The sequence below is a fragment of the Rhizobium sp. 01N447_2 genome, from assembly GCF_056399245.1.
Window position 1 is genome coordinate 156,620 of the sequence record NZ_JBFTQY010000013.1, and the last position, 23,114, is coordinate 179,733.

Annotated in this window: 17 protein-coding genes and 1 pseudogene; 5 read left to right on the forward strand and 13 right to left on the reverse strand. The window is 61.8% G+C overall.

Translation table 11 applies throughout. The features are described 5' to 3' along the window. Positions 1–15: 15 nt before the first annotated feature. Positions 16–1,308: a DNA polymerase IV gene (locus AC1ECN_RS10990; RefSeq protein ID WP_130662771.1), complete on the reverse strand. Its 1,293-nt coding sequence runs from the start codon at positions 1,306–1,308 to the stop codon at positions 16–18. 76 nt (positions 1,309–1,384) lie between these two features. On the opposite strand from AC1ECN_RS10990, the gene AC1ECN_RS10995 reads away from it, so the two are divergent. Further along, a complete protein-coding gene (locus AC1ECN_RS10995; RefSeq protein WP_130661362.1) occupies positions 1,385–1,972 on the forward strand; it encodes a GNAT family N-acetyltransferase in 588 nt (195 codons plus the stop codon). Here the strand turns inward: AC1ECN_RS10995 and AC1ECN_RS11000 are convergent. Both AC1ECN_RS11000 and AC1ECN_RS11005 read right to left on the reverse strand, forming a co-directional pair. Then, positions 1,947–2,624: a hypothetical protein gene (locus AC1ECN_RS11000; protein ID WP_018069486.1), complete on the reverse strand. Its 678-nt coding sequence runs from the start codon at positions 2,622–2,624 to the stop codon at positions 1,947–1,949. The two genes, AC1ECN_RS10995 and AC1ECN_RS11000, sit on opposite strands and share 26 nt — an antisense overlap. 2 nt (positions 2,625–2,626) lie before the next feature. After that, the gene (locus tag AC1ECN_RS11005) at positions 2,627–2,935 is read right to left on the reverse strand and encodes a DUF3572 domain-containing protein (protein WP_018494103.1); all 309 of its coding nucleotides are present in this window, start codon (positions 2,933–2,935) and stop codon (positions 2,627–2,629) included. Positions 2,936–3,067: 132 nt separating this feature from the next. Here AC1ECN_RS11005 and AC1ECN_RS11010 point away from each other — a divergent pair, with 132 nt between their 5' ends. Then, positions 3,068–3,439 (forward strand): response regulator, encoded by a 372-nt coding sequence (locus AC1ECN_RS11010; protein WP_003547430.1) that lies wholly within the window; start codon positions 3,068–3,070, stop codon positions 3,437–3,439. A gap of 18 nt (positions 3,440–3,457) precedes the next feature. After that, on the forward strand, positions 3,458–4,831 hold the full coding sequence (locus AC1ECN_RS11015; protein ID WP_018069488.1) for a PleD family two-component system response regulator: 1,374 nt from the start codon (positions 3,458–3,460) through the stop codon (positions 4,829–4,831). Positions 4,832–5,576: 745 nt separating this feature from the next. Here AC1ECN_RS11015 and rpmG read toward each other — a convergent pair. From rpmG to AC1ECN_RS11060, 9 genes and pseudogenes are all read right to left on the reverse strand, one after another. Next, positions 5,577–5,744, reverse strand: a complete 168-nt coding sequence (gene rpmG, locus AC1ECN_RS11020) for a 50S ribosomal protein L33 (RefSeq protein ID WP_003547442.1) — start codon at positions 5,742–5,744, stop codon at positions 5,577–5,579. A 92-nt stretch (positions 5,745–5,836) separates the two neighbouring features. Beyond that, positions 5,837–7,021 (reverse strand): MFS transporter, encoded by a 1,185-nt coding sequence (locus AC1ECN_RS11025; protein WP_018069489.1) that lies wholly within the window; start codon positions 7,019–7,021, stop codon positions 5,837–5,839. Positions 7,022–7,280: 259 nt separating this feature from the next. Continuing rightward, positions 7,281–7,733, reverse strand: a complete 453-nt coding sequence (locus tag AC1ECN_RS11030; RefSeq protein ID WP_024321100.1) for a DUF983 domain-containing protein — start codon at positions 7,731–7,733, stop codon at positions 7,281–7,283. Between the two features lie 127 nt (positions 7,734–7,860). Further along, positions 7,861–10,233 carry a ribonuclease R gene (rnr, locus tag AC1ECN_RS11035; RefSeq protein WP_018069491.1) on the reverse strand — a complete coding sequence of 791 codons (2,373 nt, stop codon included), beginning with the start codon at positions 10,231–10,233 and terminating at the stop codon, positions 7,861–7,863. Position 10,234: 1 nt separating this feature from the next. After that, entirely contained in the window at positions 10,235–12,889 is a 2,655-nt protein-coding gene (gene topA, locus AC1ECN_RS11040; RefSeq protein ID WP_130655191.1) for a type I DNA topoisomerase, read from the reverse strand. A 249-nt stretch (positions 12,890–13,138) separates the two neighbouring features. After that, positions 13,139–13,791: pseudogene (locus AC1ECN_RS11045) on the reverse strand (DprA-like winged helix domain-containing protein). Beyond that, the gene (gene plsY / locus AC1ECN_RS11050; RefSeq protein ID WP_130655193.1) at positions 13,791–14,411 is read right to left on the reverse strand and encodes a glycerol-3-phosphate 1-O-acyltransferase PlsY; all 621 of its coding nucleotides are present in this window, start codon (positions 14,409–14,411) and stop codon (positions 13,791–13,793) included. The pseudogene AC1ECN_RS11045 and the gene plsY overlap by 1 nt, the downstream one beginning before the upstream one ends. Before the next feature lie 78 nt (positions 14,412–14,489). Further along, on the reverse strand, positions 14,490–15,779 hold the full coding sequence (locus tag AC1ECN_RS11055) for a dihydroorotase (protein ID WP_477952974.1): 1,290 nt from the start codon (positions 15,777–15,779) through the stop codon (positions 14,490–14,492). Beyond that, positions 15,776–16,732 carry an aspartate carbamoyltransferase catalytic subunit gene (locus tag AC1ECN_RS11060; RefSeq protein ID WP_018069495.1) on the reverse strand — a complete coding sequence of 319 codons (957 nt, stop codon included), beginning with the start codon at positions 16,730–16,732 and terminating at the stop codon, positions 15,776–15,778. The genes AC1ECN_RS11055 and AC1ECN_RS11060 overlap by 4 nt, the downstream gene beginning before the upstream one ends. Positions 16,733–16,911: 179 nt before the next feature. Here AC1ECN_RS11060 and AC1ECN_RS11065 point away from each other — a divergent pair, with 179 nt between their 5' ends. Beyond that, complete coding sequence (locus AC1ECN_RS11065) at positions 16,912–18,570, forward strand: acyl-CoA dehydrogenase family protein (protein WP_029872820.1); 1,659 nt, start codon at positions 16,912–16,914, stop codon at positions 18,568–18,570. A gap of 169 nt (positions 18,571–18,739) precedes the next feature. Here the strand turns inward: AC1ECN_RS11065 and AC1ECN_RS11070 are convergent, their stop codons facing one another. Beyond that, the gene (locus AC1ECN_RS11070) at positions 18,740–21,601 is read right to left on the reverse strand and encodes an Rne/Rng family ribonuclease (protein WP_130661364.1); all 2,862 of its coding nucleotides are present in this window, start codon (positions 21,599–21,601) and stop codon (positions 18,740–18,742) included. 624 nt (positions 21,602–22,225) lie between these two features. Here AC1ECN_RS11070 and AC1ECN_RS11075 point away from each other — a divergent pair. Next, a partial coding sequence (locus tag AC1ECN_RS11075; RefSeq protein WP_477952977.1) for an N-acetylmuramoyl-L-alanine amidase occupies positions 22,226–23,114 on the forward strand: 889 nt, incomplete at its 3' end.

The following is a 23,114-nucleotide window of genomic DNA, read 5'->3' on the forward strand; positions in this document are numbered from 1 at the left end:
GGCTGCCCTCACGCGTTAGTGATCGCGCTTGCCGCTGCCGAAGGTGTAGCCGGTCTCGACCGTTTTCTTGCCGAACTTGTCACGCAGCTTGTCCATCGCCGCTTCGGCTGCCGCCCGCCGGCCCGATTGCCGGTCGATCAGATCGGGCGGATCGGCGCGGGCGGCATCGCCGAGATCGGTGACGCCGATGCCGATCAGGCGGAACTTCGTACCGTCTGTCTCTTTTTCGAGAAGCTCGAGCCCGGTGCGGAAGATCTTGTCGGCAAGCTGGGTCGGGTCTTCGAGCTTGCGGTTGCGGGTGCGCGATTTGAAATCGGCGGTCTTCATCTTCAGGACGACGGTATGGCCGGCAATGCCGTTTTTCTTTAGCCGCCAGGACACCTTTTCGGAAAGGTTGCGCAGGATCGGCACCAGATCGTCGTAGCGCGATATGTCTTCGAAGAAGGTCGTCTCGGCCGATACGCTCTTGGCCGCATCGTTGAGATGCACCTCGCGGTCGTCGACGCCGCGCGACAGCCGGGCGAGCCGCTGCCCGATACTGCCGTAGCGGCGCATCAGATCGTTTTCCTCCATCTGCTGCAGCTGGCCGATGGTGCGGATGCCGTCCGCCTCCAGCGTCGCCGCAAAGGCCTTGCCGACGCCCCAGATCGTGGTGACGGGACGCGGCGCCAGGAACTCGACCGCTTCCTCGCGGCCGATGACCGAAAAGCCGCGCGGCTTCTGCAGATCGGAGGCGACCTTGGCGAGAAATTTGCAATAGGAAAGCCCGACCGAAACGGTGATGCCGATCTCCCTTTCGATGCGACGGGCGAATTTGGCGAGCGTGCGCGCCGGCGGATCGTGATGCAGCCTCTCGGTRCCGCCGAGCTCCAGGAAGGCCTCGTCGATCGATAGCGGCTGCACCAGCGGCGTCAGATCCTGCATCATTGCGCGCACCTGCCGCCCGACCCGGACATATTTCTCCATGTCGGGGCGGATGACGATCGCTTGAGGGCATGCCTCCAGCGCCTTGAACATCGGCATGGCCGAGCGCACGCCGTGGATACGGGCGATATAGCAGGCAGTGGAAACCACACCGCGTTTGCCGCCGCCGATGATGACAGGCTTGTCGGCAAGATCAGGATTGTCGCGTTTCTCCACCGCTGCGTAGAAGGCGTCGCAATCGATATGCGCCAGCGTCAATGCATAGAGTTCGCGATGGCGCACGAGGCGGGGACTGCCGCAGGAAACGCACCGGCGCGCCTCRCCCTTCTGCTCGGCAACGCAGTCGCGACAGAAGCCGGGTGTCTTGTCAGGCGCGGGCGTCATGATGAGAACAAAGATTGAACGATCGAACATTACGCCTTAAGCTTCCGAGTCTCAAGAGAGGCCGGGAGCTTTGCCTTTGGATAACGATCTTCGTTTCGAGCCGGTAACGCCAGAACGCTGGGACGACTTCGAAATCGTGTTCGGGCCGCAGGGTGCCTTCTATAACTGCTGGTGCGTCGCATTGCGCCTGCCGCATGCGATACGGACGAAGATGGCGGCCGACGAACGCAAGGCGCATATGCGGGAGCGGATCGAGGCGGGTCCGCCGCCTGGCATCCTCTGTTATGCCGACGGCGTGCCGGTCGCCTGGGTGCAGGTCGGGCCGCGCCACGACGTGCCGCAGTTCAATTCGCCGCGCACCGTCTCGCGGCCGCTGGATGAGGGCGATGCGCATGATCCATCCATCTGGGCCGTCAGTTGCTTCTTCCTGCTGCCCAAACTGCGTGGCAAGGGAATGGCCCACCGTCTGCTCGCCGGCGCGATCGACTACGCGCGGCGCCAGGGAGCGCGGCTGCTCGAAGCCTGTCCGATCGATCATGTGAAGCAGTCGAAATCCGTGACGTTCTGCATCGGCTCGACGGCAGTCTTCGATGCCGCCGGTTTCGAGACTGTAGCACGGCGCAAGGATGGCCGTCCGCTCATGCGGCTGGAGCTGCGCGCGTGACAGTGCCGGAAACAAAATGCGCCTCGATGAGGGCGGCCGCATGCGTCCAGTCGGTGGCGCGCGTGATGTCGTCAGCGGCCGCCGGTGCGAAACGATGGACGGGCGAGTTCGGCATCAGGTGAATCAGCAGGCAATCGGTGACGTGATCCCTAACGGAATGCAGATTGCGCGCCATATCATCGATGAAGACGACGGGAAGGGAGCGGCTGGCATGCAATGCGTGAACGATCGGCCCCTTGGGTTGCTCGGTGGCAAGCAGCGGAAAAAGCAGGCCCATCCTGTCGAGAAGGCGACGGCGCTGGTCCTGGAACCGTGGCTGCATGGCCGTCAGGAAAAGGATATCGGCCTCTTCCGAAAGCCGGTCGAGCGTTTCGACGACGCGGTCGAGCGGCGTCTGCCACAGCTCTTGGGCCTCGAAGAATTCCTCGATCAGCCGGCTGACCTCTTGATCCTCGATCTCCACGCCGTCCGCTTGCGAGACGATGTTGCCGTGAAGCCGGAACGATCGCGGCAGAAACGCGTGGCCCTGGCTCTGAAGGAAAAGCTGGAAGGGACCGATGAACTGCAGCACGACGTCGTCGACGTCACAGACGATCAACGGCCGTTCGCCGAGGCGGATATGCGAGATGTCGAGTTCTGGAGCGGAGGCCACGGTCAGTATTCTCCGGAATCGAGGCCCGGCGACGAGAAATGTTGCCAGGCCGCCGTCACCGTCTCTGGGCTGATCCCGCTCGCCGCGCAGAAGGCCATCGCCGTCGGTTCATGGTTCATCAGGAAATCCATCAGGCCGGCGAGGAATCCCGGATCGTTGACGGCGTTGCGCACCTGGCCAGGCGCTACACCCGTCAGGGCAAGAAAGCGGCCGAACATTTCKGGATCACCGGCAAGCCAGCCGAGCACGGCGATCGCCGTCTCGTGCGGGTCGGCAGCCTGTTGTTTCGAAGTCTTGAAGTTGCTTTGCATTTCGCTGGGTAAGTTACCTTTTCTTCAACCAAATACCGGTAGCGTGCACTATCGGTTTCACGCAGCTTTTGTCCGCATGTGCCTTTGTCATGGGACGAACCGCTGCGCGAACGGACGTAGGGACAGCTTGTCATGCCCAAACAGGTGATGATTGTAGAAGATAACGAGCTCAACATGAAGCTCTTTCGCGACCTCATCGAGGCGTCCGGCTATACGACGATCCAGACCAGAAACGGCATGGAGGCGCTCGATCTGGCGCGCAAGCATCGCCCCGACCTCATCCTGATGGATATTCAGCTTCCCGAGGTCTCCGGCCTCGAAGTTACGAAATGGCTGAAGGAGGACGACGAGCTGCACGTGATTCCCGTCATCGCCGTGACGGCTTTCGCGATGAAGGGGGACGAGGAGCGGATCCGCCAAGGCGGCTGCGAGGCCTATGTTTCAAAGCCGATCTCGGTTCCGAAATTCATCGAGACGATCAAGACCTATCTGGGCGATGCCTGACGCATCGGAAAGACGCTTATGACTGCGCGAATACTGGTGGTTGACGATATTCCGGCCAACGTGAAGCTGCTCGAAGCGCGGCTGCTTGCGGAGTATTTCGACGTGATGACCGCAGCAGACGGCTACACGGCACTGGCGATCTGCGAGCGCAACCAGGTCGATCTCATTCTGCTCGACATCATGATGCCTGGCATAGACGGTTTCGAGGTCTGCGAGCGGCTGAAGGCCAGCCAGAAGACCGCCCATATTCCAGTCGTCATGGTCACCGCGCTCGACCAGCCGACCGATCGCGTACGCGGCCTGAAGGCTGGCGCTGACGATTTTCTCACCAAGCCGGTCAACGATCTGCAGCTGATTTCCCGGGTGAAGAGCCTGCTACGGCTGAAGACGTTGAGCGATGAGCTGCGCATCCGCGCCGACACCGCCCATACGATGGGCATCGACGACCTCACGCGGGCAGGGGAGGGTCGCGCCGACGAGACCGCTCAGGTCCTGCTCGTCGACGGCCGCGCCAATTCGCAGGAGCGCATCATCAAGGCGCTGAAGCCCGTCGCCGACGTCCTTGCCCTCTCCGATCCGCAGGCCGCCCTGTTCGAGGCGGCCGAAAGCGCGTTTGATCTCGTCATCGTCAACGCCAACTTCGACGATTACGATCCGCTTCGCCTCTGTTCGCAGCTGCGCTCGCTGGAGCGCACCCGTTTCCTGCCGATTCTGATCATCACAGAGCAGGGCGCTGACGAGATGGTCGTGCGCGCGCTCGATCTCGGCGTCAACGACTACATCATCCGCCCGGTCGATCCCAACGAACTGGTTGCCCGCAGCCTGACGCAGATCCGCCGCAAGCGCTACAACGACCGCCTGCGCGCCAGCGTCAAGCAGACGATCGAGCTTGCCGTGACCGATCCGCTGACCGGCCTTTATAACCGGCGCTATCTCGACAATCACCTGAACGTGCTCTTCAACCGTTCGATGGCGCGGGGCAGGCCGCTTTCGGTGCTGATCACCGATATCGACCGCTTCAAGCAAGTGAACGACACCTACGGCCATGACGGCGGCGACGAGGTGCTGCGGGAATTCGCAAATCGCGTCCGTTCGACCATCCGCGGTGCCGATCTTGCCTGCCGCTATGGTGGGGAGGAATTCGTCGTCGTGATGCCCGACACCTCGCCGGAAATTGCCGCTACTGTCGCCGAGCGCCTGCGCGCGGCGATCGAAAGCGCTCCCTTTATGCTGAAACACTCCGGTGAAGCGCTAAATGTCACTGCTTCCTTCGGCATCGCCTCGCGTATTGCATCGGTGCTGACCCCGGACCAGCTGATGAAGCAGGCGGATCTGGCTCTTTACGAGGCCAAGAACACCGGCCGCAACCGTGTGGTCGCCGCGGCGGCGTGACGAATCACTTGCGGCCATACGCGCCATTTGCGGGTTTTCCACTGCGGTAAGCGAATTGTTACCGATTTTTAATCTTCGCCTGTGCAACGCGGGGCGAAAAATTTGGAATTCAATAGCCCAAAAATGGACTCGCCGCGTTGCTGCGGATGTGTTGGCGCTAGATAGTCTTCAGAGCGTCAGGCCGTAGCTCAAAATGAAACGAAGACTATAAAAAATGCCTGCCGCCAACCGGGTCAAATAGATTGCGGCGACGTCACCTCACGTAAGGGGAGGGCAGGCGTAAGTTGTTAAGTTATATTGTCGAATTTCTTCGAAGGGTGAAGCGCTACGCTTCAAGCTCAAGCAGAGCCGATCAATCTTTGTATGTCCCAAATCTGGACTTTTAACCATAGAATCAAGATAAGAAAATTCATCATTAAGAATTTGTTGATTTTCTTTCATTTTTGCGCAAATTATCGGCTCATAAGAGAAGCRCTCCCGTTGAGGAGTTGTCGATACCCCATGATGCTCAGGTCCGCCGCATCTCCTGGGTCGTGGGGTCGGTCGGCTAGTAGGCAAGTTATAGCGGTTCCTCGTGCCGTTTTGCATGCTGGCCGACCCCCTTTCAAGAAAACGCCGCCACTTCCCGAAGATGGAAGGGCGGCGTTTTGTCTGTTTGCGCTATCATTTTTCAAAGACCACAAACCGGCAATAAAAAACGCGCACCGAAGGCGCGCGCTTTTGTGAAATCCGTCAGGCCAAGTGATTACTTGATCTTGGTTTCCTTGAACTCGACATGCTTCTTTGCAACCGGGTCGTACTTCGTCTTCGTCATCTTGTCCGTCATCGTACGGCTGTTCTTCGTGGTGACGTAGAAGAAACCGGTGTCGGCTGTCGACAGCAGCTTGATCTTGATTGTTGTAGCCTTGGCCATGGTCGTCCTGCCTTTAAGAAAATGAAAGCCGTGGAAGCCGGATGGGCTCCACGGCAAATCCTGGCGCGAAACTACGAATCCCGCCCGAAAAGTCAAGCCCGTTTTCGAATGAACATCAGTCTGATGCCGGAAAGTAGGGCGTAAAGACCGAAGAAAGCGGCAATCGCCCAGGCAAACCCGTTATTTCCAGCGACATCGATCGCCGCGCCGATCGCCTGCGGCCCGGCCACGGTTCCCATCGCATAACAGAAGACGAAGGCAGCATTGGCCGCAGCAAGATCGGAGCCCGTCAGCCGCGAGCCGAGATGGCTGAGGCCGACCGTATAGAGACCTGAGACGCAGCCGCCCCAGAAAAGCAGGAGCCCGGCCATCAGCAGCCAGTTGTTGAGCAACAGCGGCAACATCATCGAGCCGATGAAGCCCATCAGCGCCATGCCGGCCAGAAGCGGCCGCTTGTCGGCGATGCGGTCGGAAAGCAGGCCGAGCGGGATCTGAAAGATGACGTTGCCGACGCCCATCATGGTGAGCAGAAGTGCTGCCTGCGATTCGGTGAAATGGGCGCGCACGGCAAAGATCGGGAAAAGCGACAGCCCGCCCGCTTCGACCGCGCCGAAGATGAAGACCGCCGCCGTCGCCGTCGGCACCAGGAAAACGTAGCGCATGAAATGCAGCTCCGGTTTTTCCTCGAGCACCGGGCTCTCGTCGCGGGCGATGAAGATCGGGATGGCCGCAAGCAGGATGGCGGCGGCGCCAATCAGGAAGGGGAAGATGCCGTCGCTGCCGAGGACCGAAAAGAGCAGGGGTCCGGCCGCGAAGCCAAGGGAAAGCACCGTCGCATAGATGCCGAGCACGAAACCGCGCTTGGAAGGCGGCGAAGCCGCATTGATCCAGAATTCGGAGAGGATGAACAGCGTCGTCGTCGCGCCATGGAAGGCGAAACGCAGCGGGAACCACATCCAGAAATCCTGGGCGTAATAGAAACCGAGCGCGCTCAGCGCCGAAATCAGCACGGCCCAGAGCATTGTCGGCGCAACACCGTATTTATGGGCAAGCTTGGTGGTAACAGGTGCGGCGGCCATCGCCGCGACCCCGGCCATCGCCGTGTTGAGCCCGATCAGGGTGGAGGAGATGCCACGTTTTTCGAGGATGATGCTGAGAAGCGGGAGTCCGAGGCCAATTGCTATGCCAACGGCTGATATGGACGAGATGGCTGCCACCAGAGAAGGCCAATGGATTTCTTCGACATCGCCCGGTGTGCCGGTTCTCGGCTGAGACATTTATCCATCCTTAGAAAGCTAAGCGAGCGAAACGGCCGGTCACCTCACACAGAAAGACACAGGCGTGCCAAATCCAGGTGACGGGCAGCGTTTCGCAGTATTTCCGATGTGAGTGACCACCTACGGAATGTAAAGCCTGTTCAGACAAGAAAAGCTTACCATGTCAAGTCGTTGAGGATCGTCGGCTGCCGCGTTCGGGTGGGTGGTGGTCGGTGGAACGCTGGCACTACACGTTAAATATGTCTGGAAGGTGAAGGCGTTAATCCGGCCGGCTGGGGATGTCATAATCGTCCGGGCCATCGCTCTCTCCACCGAAGCCGTGCATGCGCAGCGCCCATTGCAGGCCGATGACTCCGCCCTTGATCGGCTGGATCGAGGCAAGCGCGGTGATGATGGTGATTGGCGCCCAGATGGCAAGATGGACCCAAACCGGCAGCACGAAGGTCATGTCGGTCAGCATATAGCCGCCGACCACGACGTGGCCGAGGACGAGGATGACGATATAGGGCGGCAGATCGTCCGCGCGTTGGTGATGCATCGCCTCGCCGCAGGCCGCGCAATGATCGACCGGCTTCAGGAAGGCGCGAAAGAGCTTACCGCTGCCGCAGGCCGGGCAGCGGTTCATCAGCCCGCGCATGATGGAGCGCCCAAGCGGACGCTCGACCTCGGGCGTATCCCCGTAGCGGGCGACCGGATCGGTCGGTGTGCTCATCGCATGTTCCTCTTCGGATCTAAAACATGTCGTTATCGCGAAACTGTGCAGCGGTTTCGCGGTAACGACATGCGTAAAAACAAGGACCTACAGCGCGGGGAGCCAATCTGAACGATTGCGACGCGCTTTAGTGGCGTCCGCGCGGCGGCCTCGTTCCGGGCTTCTTGCGAACCTGGCCCCTGTCGCGGCGGCCCGCCTTGTGGAAGGAGCGCACCGCCGCCGGCATTTCGCGGCCCTCGCTGATCATCTCGAAACGCAGCGCACCGGCAAGCGGGATCGCTTCGGCAAGTTTCACGGTGACGCTATCGCCCAGGCGATAGCCGAGCCCTGTTCGTTCACCCGAGAGTGCCTGATGCGCCTCGTCATAGATGAAATAATCGCTGCCGAGCGTAGATATAGGGACGAAACCGTCGGCGCCATAGTCCGGCAGAGAGACAAAAAGCCCCGATTTCGTCACGCCCGAGACCCGCCCGGCAAATTCTTCGCCGACGCGGCCGCTGAGGTGATGGGCGATCAACCGGTCGACGGTCTCGCGCTCGGCTGCCATGGCCCGGCGCTCGAAGGTCGAGATTTCAGCGGCGATATCATCGAGCGCTGCCTCTTCGTCGGGCGTGATACCACCTTCGCCGAAGCTGAGTGAGCCGACGAGGGCGCGATGCACGATGAGATCGGCATAACGGCGGATCGGCGAGGTGAAGTGGGCGTATTTCATCAGATTGAGGCCAAAATGGCCGATATTCTCAGGGCCATAGATCGCCTGGCTCTGCGAACGCAGAACCATCTCGCTCACCATGGTCTGGTGCGGCGTGCCGTCCGCCTTCGCCAGGATGCCGTTGAAGTTGTTGGCGCGCATGTTGCCGCCCTTGGCAAGCGAGATGCCGAGCGTAGCCAGGAACTCGCGCAGGATTTCCTGCTTGGCAAGCGTCGGGCCGTCATGGATGCGGTAGATCAGCGGCTGACGTTTCTTTTCCAGCGTCTCGGCGGCGCAGACGTTTGCCTGGATCATCATCTCCTCGATCAGCTTATGCGCGTCGAGCCTTGGCGGCACGACGACCCGGTCGACCGTGCCGTCGGACTTCAGCAGGATCTTGCGCTCCGGCATGTCGAGTTCCAGCGGCTGGCGCCTGTCGCGTCCGCGCTTCATCACCTCATAGGCGTGCCAGAGCGGCTTCAGGATCGGCTCGAGCATCGGTCCGGTCTGATCGTCCGGTTTGCCGTCGATCGCCGCCTGCGCCTGCTGGTAGGACAGCTTGGCCGCGCTCTTCATCATGATGCGGTGGAAAATGTGGCCGATCTTACGGCCTTCGCCAGAAAAGCTCATGCGCACGGCGAGCGCCGGGCGGTCGACGCCTTCCTTCAGCGAGCAGAGATCGTTGGAGATGCGCTCCGGCAGCATCGGCACGACGCGATCCGGGAAATAGACCGAGTTGCCGCGTTTCAGCGCTTCGCGGTCGAGCGGCGAATTCGGGCGGACATACCAGGAGACGTCGGCAATCGCGACGGTGACGACGACGCCGCCAGGATTGTCGGGCGAGGGGTCGAGCTCGGCATAAACCGCGTCGTCATGATCCTTGGCATCGGCCGGGTCGATGGTGATCAGCGGCACGTCGCGCCAATCCTCGCGATGCGACATGCTGGCCGGTTTTGCGGCTTCCGCCTCGGCGATGACAGCCGGCGGGAAGACATGCGGGATGCCGTGCGCATGGATCGCGATCATCGAGATCGCCTTTTCCGAACCGACGGAACCGACGACGGAAAGCACCTTGGCGCGCGGCAGACCGAAACGGCCGAGACGGGCGATTTCGACTTCGACCAGGTCGCCATCCGCGGCGCCGCCGGTGAACTCGGGATCGATCACCATCTCCTCGCCGCGCCGTTCGATCGGCAGCAGCCGGCCGCCGCCGCCGGGTGCTGTGCGGAAGACGCCCATCGAGGCGCCGCGGCGCCTGTCGATCACCTTGATGATCCGCGCCGTATAGGCCGGCCCGCCGCGATCGACAGCCGGGAAGATCTTCGCCAGGATACGGTCGCCGAGGCCTGCGACCGGCGCCTTGCCCTTGCCCTGCCGGCCTGCTGGGGATTGCTGGCGGATGGCGACGGCGGGTGCCACGCCCTGATCCTCCGGCCATTCCGCCGGCCGGCCGATCAGATCGCCATCCTTATCACGCGTGGTGATATCGAGAACCGTGACGGGCGGTAGTGCACCGGGACGGATCAGCGACTTGCGGTTCTTCTGCAGCATGCCTTCCTGCTCGAGCTCCTGCAACATGTGCTTGAGCTCGACGCGGTTGTCGCCTTTCAGGCCGAAAGCCTTGGCGAGTTCACGCTTGGACGCTTTCTGCGGATGATCGGCGATGAAGCGCAAGATCACCTCGCGCGAAGGCAGCGCGCCGTGGACGATGTTCAGCGGCTCGACGGCGGGAGCATCCTTGCCGGCGCGGCCGATCTTGCCCGGGCGCTTGCCCGCAGGGTTCGTTCTCTCACGTGGTATCCTGCTCACGTCAGCTCTTTTTCGATTTCGCGGGCGCTTTCGCCTTCGTTGTCTTCGGCTTGGCGGCTGTCTTGGTGGTCTTGGCTTCGGCGGCTGCGGCCTTTGGCTTGGCTTTCGCCTTGGCCGCCTTGCCCACAGGTGCCTTGCCTGCCTTTTCGGCGATCAGCGCAAGCGCCTCCTCGACGGTGATCGCCTGGGGATCCTTGCCCTTCGGCAGTGTGGCGTTGACCTTGCCCCAGTTGACATAGGGGCCGTACTTGCCGTCGCGAACGGTGATGGCGCCACCATCAGGATGATCGCCGAGCGTCTTCAGTGCCGCCGGCGTGCCGCGCGCACCCCGGCCCGGCGCCTGTTTCGCTTTTTCGGCGATGACAGTTACGGCACGGTTGAGGCCGACCGAGAACACATCCTCGACGGTTTCCAGATTGGCATAGGAGCCGTCATGCAGGAGGAACGGCCCATAGCGGCCGATGCCGGACGAGATCATCTTGCCCGATTCGGGATGTTTGCCGATATCGCGCGGCAGCGAGATCAGCGCCATCGCCTTTTCATAATCGATGTCCTCGGGCTTCCAGCCCTTCGGCAACGAAGCGCGTTTGGCTTCCTTGCCGTCGCCGCGCTGGATATAGGGGCCGAAGCGACCGGAACGGAGCGTCAGCTCCTCGCCGGTGGTCGGATCGGTGCCGAGGTTCTTCGGCTCGTTGAGGGCAGCACCGTCCGCTTCTCCACCATTTTCCGAGGAGAGCTGGCGCGTGTAATTGCATTCCGGATAGTTCGAGCAACCGACGAAGGCGCCGTATTTGCCGAGCTTCAGCGACAAGTTGCCGGTGCCGCAGACCTGACAGATGCGCGGATCGCTGCCGTCCTCTCGTTTCGGGAAGACGAGTGGTGCCAGCGCCTCGTTCAGCGAATCGAGCACGTTGGTGACGCGCAGTTCCTTGGTGTCCTCGATCTGGGCGAAGAAATCCTTCCAGAAATCGCGCAGCACCTGCTTCCAGTTCAACTCGCCGGCGGAAATCCGGTCAAGCTTCTCTTCGAGATCGGCGGTGAAATCGTATTCGACATATTTGGTGAAGAAGCTCTCGAGGAAAGCCGTCACCAACCGGCCCTTGGCTTGCGGGATCAGCTTGCGCTTGTCGATCGTCACATAGTCGCGGTCGCGTAGCGTTGCGAGCGTCGCAGCATAGGTGGAGGGGCGGCCGATGCCGAGCTCTTCCATCTTCTTGATCAGTGTCGCTTCCGAATAGCGCGGCGGCGGTTCGGTGAAATGCTGCGTCGAATTGATCTTCTGCTTGGCGAGCTTCTCGCGCGCATTGATCTCCGGCAGGCGGCCATCCTCGTCGCCGTCGTCGCTCTGTTCGCCGTCCTCTTTCTGGTCGGTATAGGCAGCGATGAAGCCGTCGAAGCGGATGACCGAACCGACGGCGCGGAGCCCGGCCTTCTCGCCCTTGTTGTCAGCGGTGATTTCAGCTGTCGTGCGCTCGATCTCGGCCGACGCCATCTGGCTGGCGATGCCGCGCTTCCAGATCAACTCATAGAGCCGGATCTGGTCGGCATCGAGGAATTTGCGGACACGGTCGGGCGAACGATAGAAATCGGTCGGACGGATCGCCTCGTGCGCCTCCTGGGCGTTTTTCGCCTTGGTCGAGTAGAAGCGCGGCTTTTCCGGCATGTAGCGCTGGCCGAACTGGTCGACGATGGCACTGCGCGCCGCGTCGATCGCCTCGGGCGCCATTTGCACGCCGTCGGTTCGCATATAGGTGATGAGACCGACCGTCTCGCCGCCGATATCGACACCCTCATAGAGCCGCTGGGCGATCTGCATGGTGCGCGAAGCGGAGAAGCCGAGATTGGAGGAGGCCGCCTGCTGCAGCGTCGAGGTCGTAAACGGCGGTCCCGGGTTGCGCTTGACCGGCTTCGCCTCGACCGTGTCGACGACATAGCTCGCACCTTCGAGCAAGGCCTTGAGCCGGCCGGCATCCTCACCGTTGCCGATCGCGCGTGGCTGCAGCCGTTTGCCGTTCGCCGAAACCAGCCTTGCCTCAAACTCGTCGCCGCGCGGCGTCTTCAGAAGCGCCGAGATGTTCCAGTACTCTTCGGAAATGAAGCGCTCGATCTCGGATTCGCGGTCGCAAACCAGGCGAAGGGCCACCGACTGAACGCGGCCGGCCGACCGCGCACCGGGCAGCTTGCGCCACAGCACCGGCGAAAGATTGAAGCCAACGAGATAATCGAGCGCGCGGCGCGCGAGATAAGCGTCAACCAGCGGCACGTCGATATCGCGCGGATCGGCCATCGCGTCGAGCACCGCCTTCTTGGTGATCGCATTGAAGACGACGCGCTTGACCGGCTTGCCGTTCAGCACGCGCTTCTTGTTCAGCATGTCGAGAACGTGCCAGGAAATCGCTTCGCCTTCGCGATCCGGGTCGGTCGCGAGAAACAGGCCATCGGCAGATTTCACCGCGTCGGCAATGTCCTTCATCCGCTTGGCGGAGGCGCTGTCGACCTCCCAAAGCATTTCGAAATCCTGATCGGGGAGGACTGAGCCATCCTTGGCAGGCAGATCGCGCACATGGCCGAAGGAGGCGAGCACTTTGTATCCCGGACCCAGATACTTGTTGATCGTCTTAGCCTTGGCAGGCGATTCCACCACTACAACATTCATCATGATTCTCTAAAAAGGAAAGGACGCCAGCGTTGAAACCAGCGCAACACACACCGCAACTTGGATACCGGCCCTTCGACATGGACAGGGAAATCGCCGCGGTCAAGGGGTTTGCTACAATTTTACCTCTTGCATCTGTTGCAGCCGAGAGGAGATTGTCGGGAAAATACAATTTTAGATGGGTTGGCAAAGGTTTTTCGACACAGGGTTCGGCAATTCGCAAAGCTACCGCCTGATGTCGCGCAAGGTTCAATCGGAAAGCGAGACAAGGCCGCCCTGATGACGGTGCAGTCTGCCTGATATATCGAGTTCCAGAAGGATGAGATAGACAGCGGATGCCGAGAGGCCGGTATGACGGATGACGTCGTCTATCTCAACCGGGGTCGGCCCGAGCGCATCGATGATGCGGGTTCGATCGGAATCGCCTGGTGGCACCGATATGGGCTTGCCGTCACGCGCAGGCTCCTCTGCCATCGATGACGAGAACAGGTCGAATCGCCTGCGATCGAGGCGTTGCGCGAGCCGACGATGCCGACGGCCGGGCGTTTGGCGGCGGCAAGTGCGCCCTTGACGGCCAGAAGCGGCGGCGCGCCGTCGATCTGTTTCAGCGCTTGCGGGTAGTCCGGCTCGCCGATGCCGACGAAGCGGGCGCCGAAGCGATGCGCCGCCTCCAGTTCCCGATGCGCCTCGGCCTCGCTGGCGATGCGGATTGCCCGAGTGGCGCCGCCGCGCGCCGAAAGCTCCGGCAGTGCGGCAAGCGCTGCCTCGGCCGAACCGAAATGATTGATGAGGTCGCGAAAGGTGGCAGGGCCGATATTGTCGGAACGGATAAGGCGCAGCCAGGCAATTCTTTGCCGTTCGGTCAGCACGACGCCTTTTGGTCCCGCGCTCAGCGCATCCATTATCCCTTTGCCCCGATCTTGCTTTCCGTCCCGCCCATCAGGCGCGAAATATTCGCCTTGTGCTTCCAGTAGGAGATGAGGGTCATGATCGCCATGACAGCCGCAACCTTTTCGTTACCCAGTATCCACAGCGCAACCGGAATGACAAGCATGGCGACCAGCGCCGACAGCGAGGAGTAGCGGGTGGTGAAAGCGACCGCCAGCCAGACGGCAGCGAAGAGCACGACCATGATCGGCGCGACGCCGAGCAGGGTGCCGATATAGGTGGCGACACCCTTGCCGCCCTTGAAGCCGATCCAGACCGGGAAGAGATGGCCGATGAAGGCGAAGAAGCCGGCGATGATCGCGGCCTCCTCACCGAGGAAATAGCCGACGATCCAGGCCGCGGCCGATGCCTTCAGCGCATCGAGCAGCAGCGTCGCCGCGGCGAGCGACCGGTTTCCTGTTCTGAGCACATTGGTCGCGCCGATATTGCCGGAGCCGATGCTACGCACGTCGCCGAGGCCGGCGGCACGTGTGAGGATCAGGCCGAAAGGGATCGAGCCGAAGAGATAACCGATAACAGCGGCGGCAAGCGCGATCGGCAGCGTGATCTGCCATGACATGAGATTGGATAACATATGCCCCTCAGCCCCTCCGTGACTTATCCTCAGGTCCGACCTTCTTCCGCTGCGGGATGGACGGCGATGGTGTCGATCCTAAATTGCGTGGACAAGCTTTCCCGAGACGTATGTTGCGACCGCCCGTCCGCTGAAGCGCGCATCCTCGAACGGCGTATTCTTCGAGCGGGAGAGAAGCATGTCTTTAGCGACAAGCCAAGGCTCATCGAGATCGATCAGCGCGATATCGGCCGCAGCGCCCGGCTTCAACGTGCCGGCCGCGAGACCGAAGATTTGCGCGGGGMGGGTGGACATGGCGTCGATCAGGCGCATCAGGCTCACCTGGCCGCCATGGTGAAGCCTGAGGGCTGCCGCCAGCATGGTTTCGAGGCCAATCGCGCCGTCCTCCGCCTCGCCGAACGGCAGGCGCTTCGTATCGACATCCTGCGGGTCGTGTGAGGAGACGATGATATCGATCGCGCCGCTCGCAAGGGCGTCGGCCATGGCCACTCGGTCATCTTCCGGGCGCAGCGGCGGATAGAGCTTGAAGAAGGTGCGGTATTCGCCGATGTCGTTTTCGTTGAGCGCCAGATTGTTGATCGAGATGCCGCAGGTCACCTTGGCGCCGCGGCTGCGGGCGCGCTCGATCGCCTCGACCGATTCCGGCACCGAGATCATCGCGGCGTGATAACGGCCGCGCGTCAACTGCGCGATCCTGAGATCGCGTTCGAGCGGGATGAGCTCGGCTTCCTTTGGAATGCCGGAGAGCCCGAGCCAGCTGGCGAAAAGCCCCTCATGCATGACGCCGTTGGCGCCGAGATATTTGTCGCGCGTTTCGCAGGAGACGACGGCGCCGAATTCACGCGCATAGGTCATGATCCGGCGCAGCACCTGCGTGTCGTGGACGCTGGAATGCGCGTCGGTAAAGGCGACGGCGCCTGCCTGCATCAACAGGCCGATCTCCGTCATCTCCTCGCCGGCAAGGCCCTTGGTGATGGCGGCTGCCGGATAGACGTTGACGGCGGCCGTATCCCGCGCCGTCTTCTTGACGAATTCGACGAGCGCGATGTCGTCGATAACAGGATCGGTGTCCGGCATCATGATGATCGAGGTGACGCCGCCGGCCGCCGCCGCCCGGCTCACCGAGGCGATCGTCTCACGGTGTTCGCCGCCGGGTTCGCCGACATGGACGCGCGCATCGACGAGCCCGGGCGTCGCGACGAGGCCCGTGCAGTCGCGGATGACGGCTCCATCAGGCGCGCCCTGGTTCTGCGCCTTGCCGCCAGCGGCGATGATCACGCCGTTTTCGGCGATGATCGTCCCGATCTCATCGAGATTGCGCGACGGGTCGATGATGCGGACGTTCTTGAGGACGATTGGGTTGCTCATGCCATCATTCCCTCGCTTCGGGGACCCTGGTTCTGCGAGACGAGCAGCGTCTCCATGACGGCCATGCGCACCGCGACCCCCATTTCCACCTGTTCGGCGATCACGCTCTGCGGCCCGTCCGCTACTTCCGAGGCGATCTCGACGCCGCGGTTCATTGGCCCGGGATGCATGACCAGGGCATCGTCCTTCGCTGCCTTCAGCGTTTCGGCGTCAAGACCGTAGAAGTGAAAGTATTCGCGCACCGAAGGCACGAAGGCGCCGGACATGCGCTCGCGCTGCAGCCGCAGCATCATCACGACGTCGGCGTCCTTCAGCCCTTCCTGCATCGAATGGAAGACCTCGACGCCCATCTCGGCGATGCCGGCCGGCAGGAGGGTCGCAGGCGCGACGACACGCACGCGGGCGCCCATCGCGTTGAGCAGAAGGATATTGGAGCGCGCCACCCGCGAATGCAGCACGTCGCCACAGATCGCCACGATGATGCGCGACAGCTTGCCCTTGGCGCGGCGGATCGTCAGCGCGTCGAGCAGCGCCTGGGTCGGATGTTCATGCTGCCCATCACCGGCATTGACGACCGAGCAGGAGACCTTCTGGGCGAGAAGGGCGGCCGCACCGGCGCTCGAATGGCGGATCACCAGCACATCGGGGCGCATCGCATTCAGCGTCATCGCCGTGTCGATCAGTGTTTCGCCTTTCTTCACCGAGGAATTGCCGACCGACATGTTCATGACGTCGGCGCCCAGCCGCTTGCCGGCAAGCTCGAAGGAGGCCTGCGTGCGAGTCGATGCCTCAAAGAAGAGGTTGATCTGCGTCAGCCCGCGCAGCGTCGACGTCTTCTTTTCTCTCTGGCGGCTGATCTTGACGGCCTCGTCCGCCTTGTCGAGAAGATAGGTGATATCCTGCTCGGTGAGGCCCTTGATGCCGATGAGGTGGCGGTGGGGGAAAAAAACCATGACCCTGCCTCTTGCTGTCTCTGGCGGGTCTATAAAGAGTGCTGCCCGCCGGGGCAAGCATGTGCTGTGGGCAAAGGCTTATGTCCCCATGCATTTTCGCCCGAATTCCGATAGAGCAGAATGAACCGAATCATAACTTCCGGTTTCCCTTTGCCGGGTTCTTACACTAGAAGCGAATTATGACCTCCGCCAACCGGACTGACGACAAACTCGCAGAACTCAACCAGCCGAGCCTGTGGTCCGGCATCAATGCCTATCGATCCGATCCGCTGATCGTCGATCTGACGGCGGCCCTGCCGCGCGGCATCCGCGAAGACCTGGAAAACATGGGCCGCTACGTCACCTCGCCGGAGGCGCAGGAGATGGCGCGCATGGCAAACCAGGGCGCGCCGCAGCTGCGCACCCACGGTCCGCGCGGTGAGCGCCTCGACGTCGTCGAATTCCATCCTGCCTGGCATGCATTGATGCGCCGCTCCATGTCGGTCGGCCTGCATTCCTCCGTCTGGGATCCCCAGGCCGATACCGAGGCCAAGGACGAGGCCCACAAGGTTCGTGCCGCGCGGTTTTATCTGACGTCGCAGCTGGAATCCGGCCATCTCTGCCCGCTGACGATGACGAGCGCCTCCGTTGCGGCGCTCTCGGCTTCGCCCGCGGTCCAGAAGGACTGGGCGCCAAAAATTCTCTCGCGCAAATATGATTCGTCGAACAAGCCCGCCATGCAGAAATCCGCCGTGACCATCGGCATGGGCATGACGGAAAAACAGGGCGGCACAGATGTGCGCGCCAACAGGAGCGCTGCCGAAAAGGTCAGCGAGGGCATCTACCGGCTGTCCGGCCATAAATGGTTCATGTCGGCGCCGATGAGCGATGCCTTCATCATGCTGGCGCAGACGAAGGAGGGCATGGGCTGTTTTCTCGTGCCGCGCCTTCTGGAGGATGGTTCCGCCAACGGCCTGCAATTCCAGCGGCTGAAGGACAAGGTCGGCAACCGCTCCAACGCCTCGTCCGAGGTCGAGTTCACCGATACGTTCGGTTTCCTGCTCGGTGGTCCGGATGCCGGCATCCGCACGATCCTCGACATGGTGACGCTGACCCGGCTCGACTGCGCGCTGGCCTCGTCAGGCATGATGCGCGCCTCGCTCGCCGAAGCCGTGCACCACACCCGCGGCCGCAGCGTCTTCGGCAAGATGCTCGTCAACCAGCCGATCATGACGCGCGTGCTCGCCGACATGGCGCTCGATGTTGCCGCCGCGACGGCACTGTCCTTCCGTCTGGCCGACGCCTTCGACAAGGCGCGCGGCAATGCCGAGGAAGCGGCCTATGCCCGCGTCATGACGCCGGTCGCCAAATACTGGTGCTGCAAGATCGCGCCGGCGCTGATCTATGAGGCGATGGAATGCATCGGCGGCAATGGCTACATCGAAGAACGCCCGATTGCCCGCCATTACCGCGAGGCTCCTGTCAACGCCATCTGGGAAGGCTCCGGCAACGTCATGGCGCTCGACGTGCTGCGCGTGCTCAACCGTGGCAAGGATCTGTTCGAAACGGTCTTTGCCGGCCTTGCCCGCGATCTCGGACCCGCCGGTAAGAAGACGATCGACGTGCTGCGCGCCGCAATTGCGCTGTGTGAACAGGATGAGGGCGCCGCGCGCCTGCTCGTCGAACAACTGGCGCTCGCCGCCGGTGCCGCTGAACTCTATCGGCTGGGCGCTGGGCGCATTGCCGATGCCTTCATCGAGACGCGTCTTGCCGGCGGCTGGCGCTCCACCTACGGCATGCTCGATTCCCGCTTCGACGCCAGCTACATCGTCGACCTGCTCTATCCGCCTGCCGCCTGATCGCAAGCGGGTCAGGCGATCCTGAGGCCGAGTCGCTCGGCCATCGGATTGACCTGTCGACGATAATCACCGTTTATCATCGGGCCGGTCGCGAAAATCCTCGCCATAAACAAAAATCCGGCCGCGTCGCCGCGGCCGGATTTCAGTGTTTACGTCCGAAAATCAGCGTTCAGAAGAAGCCACGGCGCTGCCACCAGCCGGCTTTCTTCGGCTTGCCGTCATCGCCTTCACCATTCTCGACACGAGTGGATTTCACCGTCGGCTCGGAGGAGGAGATGTTGGATTCGCGGTTGGCGCGAACCGGCTTTGCCTCTTCCTGAACTGGCGTTTCGAGATCGGCGGAGGCTTCAACCAATTCCGGTTCGGCCTCGGCCACAGGTGCCGTCTCTGCAACTGGTTCCTCGACCGGCACTGCGGCCGGTTTGCGGCGACCGCGGGTACGGGCGGGCTTCACCTCTTCGGTTATGACGGCTGCGCTCTCGACGGCTGCCATCGCGGCCTGGCCTTCGTCAGCCTGCTCGACAATCGCCTCGACCACTACGGCTTCGCTCGGAGCGCCGTCGTTCGAAACGTCGTCGCCTTCGTCCTCATCGCCGCCATTGTCTTCACCGGCTTCGCCAGCCGTCAGTTCGGAACCATCTTCGGCGCGATTGCGACGGCCGCCACGCTTGCCGCGACGGCGCCGCTTGCGGCGCTGCGATTCCTCGCTTTCAGCGCGTGTCTCAGGCGTAGCTTCGGTGTTTTCATCACCTTCGCTGCCCTCGTCGTCACCGTCTTCATCCTCGTCGCCGGCTTCGCCTGCTGCCGATGCCGGCTGCTCGGCATTGCCGTTGCGGCCGCGGCGGCGCCTGCGGCGCTTGCGCTTGCGGTTGCCGTCAGCTTCGCCTTCCGAGCGTGCTGCGACGGGCCGTTCGGCAACGGCCGGCTTTTCCTCGAGTTCCTCGTCTTCCTCCTCATCCACTTCGATGACGATATCGTCGTCGTCATCCTCGGGAATGGCTGCGAAGTTGAAGAGCGTTTCGATCTTGACCGGGTTTTCCACCGGATCGCCGCGATCGATCGCGAAATGCTGTGCGCCGACCGAACCGTCTGCATCGATGACGATAGCGACGCCGAAACGGCTTTCGTAATCGATGATCGTCTGGCGCTTGTGGTTGAGCAGGTAGAGCGCGATGTCAGGCGTGGTGCGCACGGTGATGTTGTGCGTGGTGTTCTTCAGCAGATATTCCTCGATGCCGCGCAGAACATGCAGCGCGACGGAGGACTGCGAGCGCACATGGCCGGTGCCGCCGCAATGCGAGCAGACCTGCGTGGTTGATTCGAGAACCGAAGCTCGGATGCGCTGACGCGACATTTCGAGCAGGCCGAAATGCGAGATCCGGCCGACCTGGATGCGAGCGCGGTCGTTCTTCAGGCATTCCTTCAGCTTCTTCTCGACAGCGCGGTTGTTGCGCTTCTCTTCCATGTCGATGAAGTCGATGACGATCAGGCCGGCAAGGTCGCGAAGGCGAAGCTGGCGCGCGACTTCGTCTGCAGCCTCGAGATTCGTCTGTAGTGCGGTGTCTTCGATCGAATGTTCGCGGGTCGAGCGGCCGGAGTTGACGTCGATCGAGACCAGCGCTTCGGTCTGGTTCATGATCAGGTAGCCGCCGGACTTTAGCGTCACCTGCGGCTGCAGCATGCGGTCGAGCTGAGCCTCGATGCCGGAACGTGAAAAGATCGGATGGATGTCGCGGTAGGGCTGAACCACCTTGGCATGGCTCGGCATCAGCATCTTCATGAAGTCTTTCGCTTCACGATAGCCTTCTTCGCCGGAAACGATGACTTCGCTGATATCCTTGTTGTAGAGGTCGCGGATCGAGCGCTTGATCAGCGAGCCTTCCTCATAGACGAGGCAGGGAGCGGTGGACGCCAGCGTCAGCGTGCGCACATTCTCCCACAGGCGCATCAGATATTCGAAGTCGCGCTTGACCTCGACCTTGGTGCGGTTGGCACCGGCGGTGCGAAGGATGACGCCCATGCCCTGCGGCACCTCGAGCAGGCGCGCGATTTCCTTCAGGCGCTTGCGGTCGGCAGGGTTGGTGATCTTGCGGGAAATGCCGCCGCCGCGCGCCGTGTTCGGCATCAGCACTGAATAGCGGCCGGCGAGCGACAGATAGGTTGTAAGCGCTGCGCCCTTGTTGCCGCGCTCTTCCTTGGCAACCTGCACGAGCAGGATCTGGCGGCGCTTGATGACTTCCTGGATGCGGTACTGCTTGCGCGGCTTGCGCTGCACGCGATCCGGCACTTCTTCCATCGCATCTTCAGCGCCGACGGATTCGATGACTTCCTCTTCGCCGTGATCGTCATCATCGTCGTCGTCATCGTGGCGACGCTTGCTGGTATCGACGTCTTCGGAGATCGAGTCGGTTTCCACCATCGCGGCCATCGCGCCGCCGGTCGAACCGTCATCCTCATTGTCGACAGTCGACGCGCCTTCGGCTTCGACGTCTGTGGGAACAGCGTCCTCGGTCGCGGTCGTCTCGGCGGCCGGTTCTACGACCTTCTTGCGGCTGCGGCGCGGCCTTGCCTTCTTCGCAGGCGCTTCCTCGGCGGCCGCGGTCTCTACCGCTGTCGTCTCTTCCGTTACGGCAGCCGTTTCCGGCGCCTCTGCCGGAACGATGCCGACATCCGGCTGATCCTGCTTGGAAAGATCGACCATCGGCGCGGTTTCGACATGCTCGACGTCTTCGTCGCGGCGATGCTCTTCGGCTTCGGCCCGAAGCAGCGCCTGACGGTCGGCAAGCGGTATCTGATAATAGTCGGGATGGATTTCGGCGAAGGCCAGGAAGCCGTGCCGGTTGCCGCCGTAATCGACGAAGGCGGCTTGCAGCGAGGGCTCGACCCTCGTTACCTTTGCAAGATAGATGTTGCCGCGGATCTGCTTCTTGTGCTGGGACTCGAAGTCAAATTCTTCTATGCGGTTCCCGCGAACGACAACGACGCGCGTCTCTTCCTCGTGAGACGCATCGATAAGCATTTTGTCTGCCATGTAAGCTGTGCTCCTCGGCGTGGCCGCGAGAGCGCATTCCCGACTGTTGTTGAGACAGAAAGAATGCGGTCCGCAGTGGCCGCGCCGGATAATGAAAGTCGCGCCTGATGCGAGGGGGAGGGCAGCAGCCAGACCGCAGCCGGAACCATTTCGGTCCGGGGCCTGTACACTTCAGATAAAACCTGCTGCGAAACCATCAACAACCAAGCGTGATCGACAAATACGAAGACCCGTTCGGGTCCGATGAGTTTGCTCCCTGAGAGCGTGGTGGCTGATCCACCAATGAATTCCGACAATAAGCCGGAAAATCAGGATCCAGTTCTAGGGATTAAGCGCATGAGACGGCGGACGATGACCGGTGTGGCGCCAGGTCCTGATCTGGCTGGCAGCCTTTGCGGCGACTCTATCCCGTCAACACTTTACCCTGAAATTCGTTGTATGTTTTCTGTGTCACAATAGCAAGGGAAAAGCCAAATGTGCCATAATATTGATGGATTTCGCAACGCATAGAAGCTGGGGATAAAGTGATCGCGATTCGGCAGGCTGCAGCGGGTGTTTCGTCACAGCGACGTTCGCCGCAGCCGCGTCGGGTCCATTGCAATACAAATAGGGTGTGGCGGTTTATTGTTTAAGAGGGCTCGGATCGCGGCGAAATCCGCAGCGCGGCGATCGACAATCGCAAGGCGGGTTCTGGCGGCGCTTTTGGCCGCCAGTCTCCTGCCGGTCGCTGCGAGCTCCGTCGAGGCCAGGGATCCGCTGCTTGCCTATGGCGCGCGCATCGTCGGCGACGATGCAAGGACCCGCATCGTCATCGATTTCGATCGCGAGCCGCGTTTCTCGGTCCATTATATCGCCAATCCGGAACGCATCGTCGTCGACCTGCCGGCGACCGCCTTCGGTTTTCCGGCGAAGGATCTTGCCGCCCGCGGCCTGTTCAAGGATATCCGCTACGGCAAGATGGACGAGGAGAGCRCCCGCATCGTGCTGACGACGGCAGGGCCGGTGAAGCTGGCGCTTGCCAAGGTGCAGGCCGATGAGACGGGCAACGGCCATCGCCTCGTGCTCGATGCCGAGATGATCGACAAGGAGGCCTTTGCCGAATTGGTGAAGACGCAATCCTGGAGCGATCGGACTGAGGCGGCGCAGACGACGAGCGCCATTCCGGCACCGGAAAAAGCTGCTCCCGGCGATTTCGTCATTGCCGTCGACGCCGGCCATGGCGGCATCGATACCGGCGCGATCGGCGTCGATACCAAGACCGAGGAAAAGCAGGTGACGCTTGCCTTCGCCAAGGCTTTGACCGACCGGCTGAACAAGGAACCAGGCATCAAGGCCTTCTTGACGCGCGAGGATGACGAGTTCCTGTCGCTTTCGCAGCGCGTGCTGATCGCCCGCCAGAACCATGCCGGCCTCTTCATTTCGTTGCATGCCGACACGTTGAAGCAGAAGGATATCCGCGGCGCCACCGTCTACACGATCTCCGACAGGGCATCCGACAAGCTCGCCGCCGACC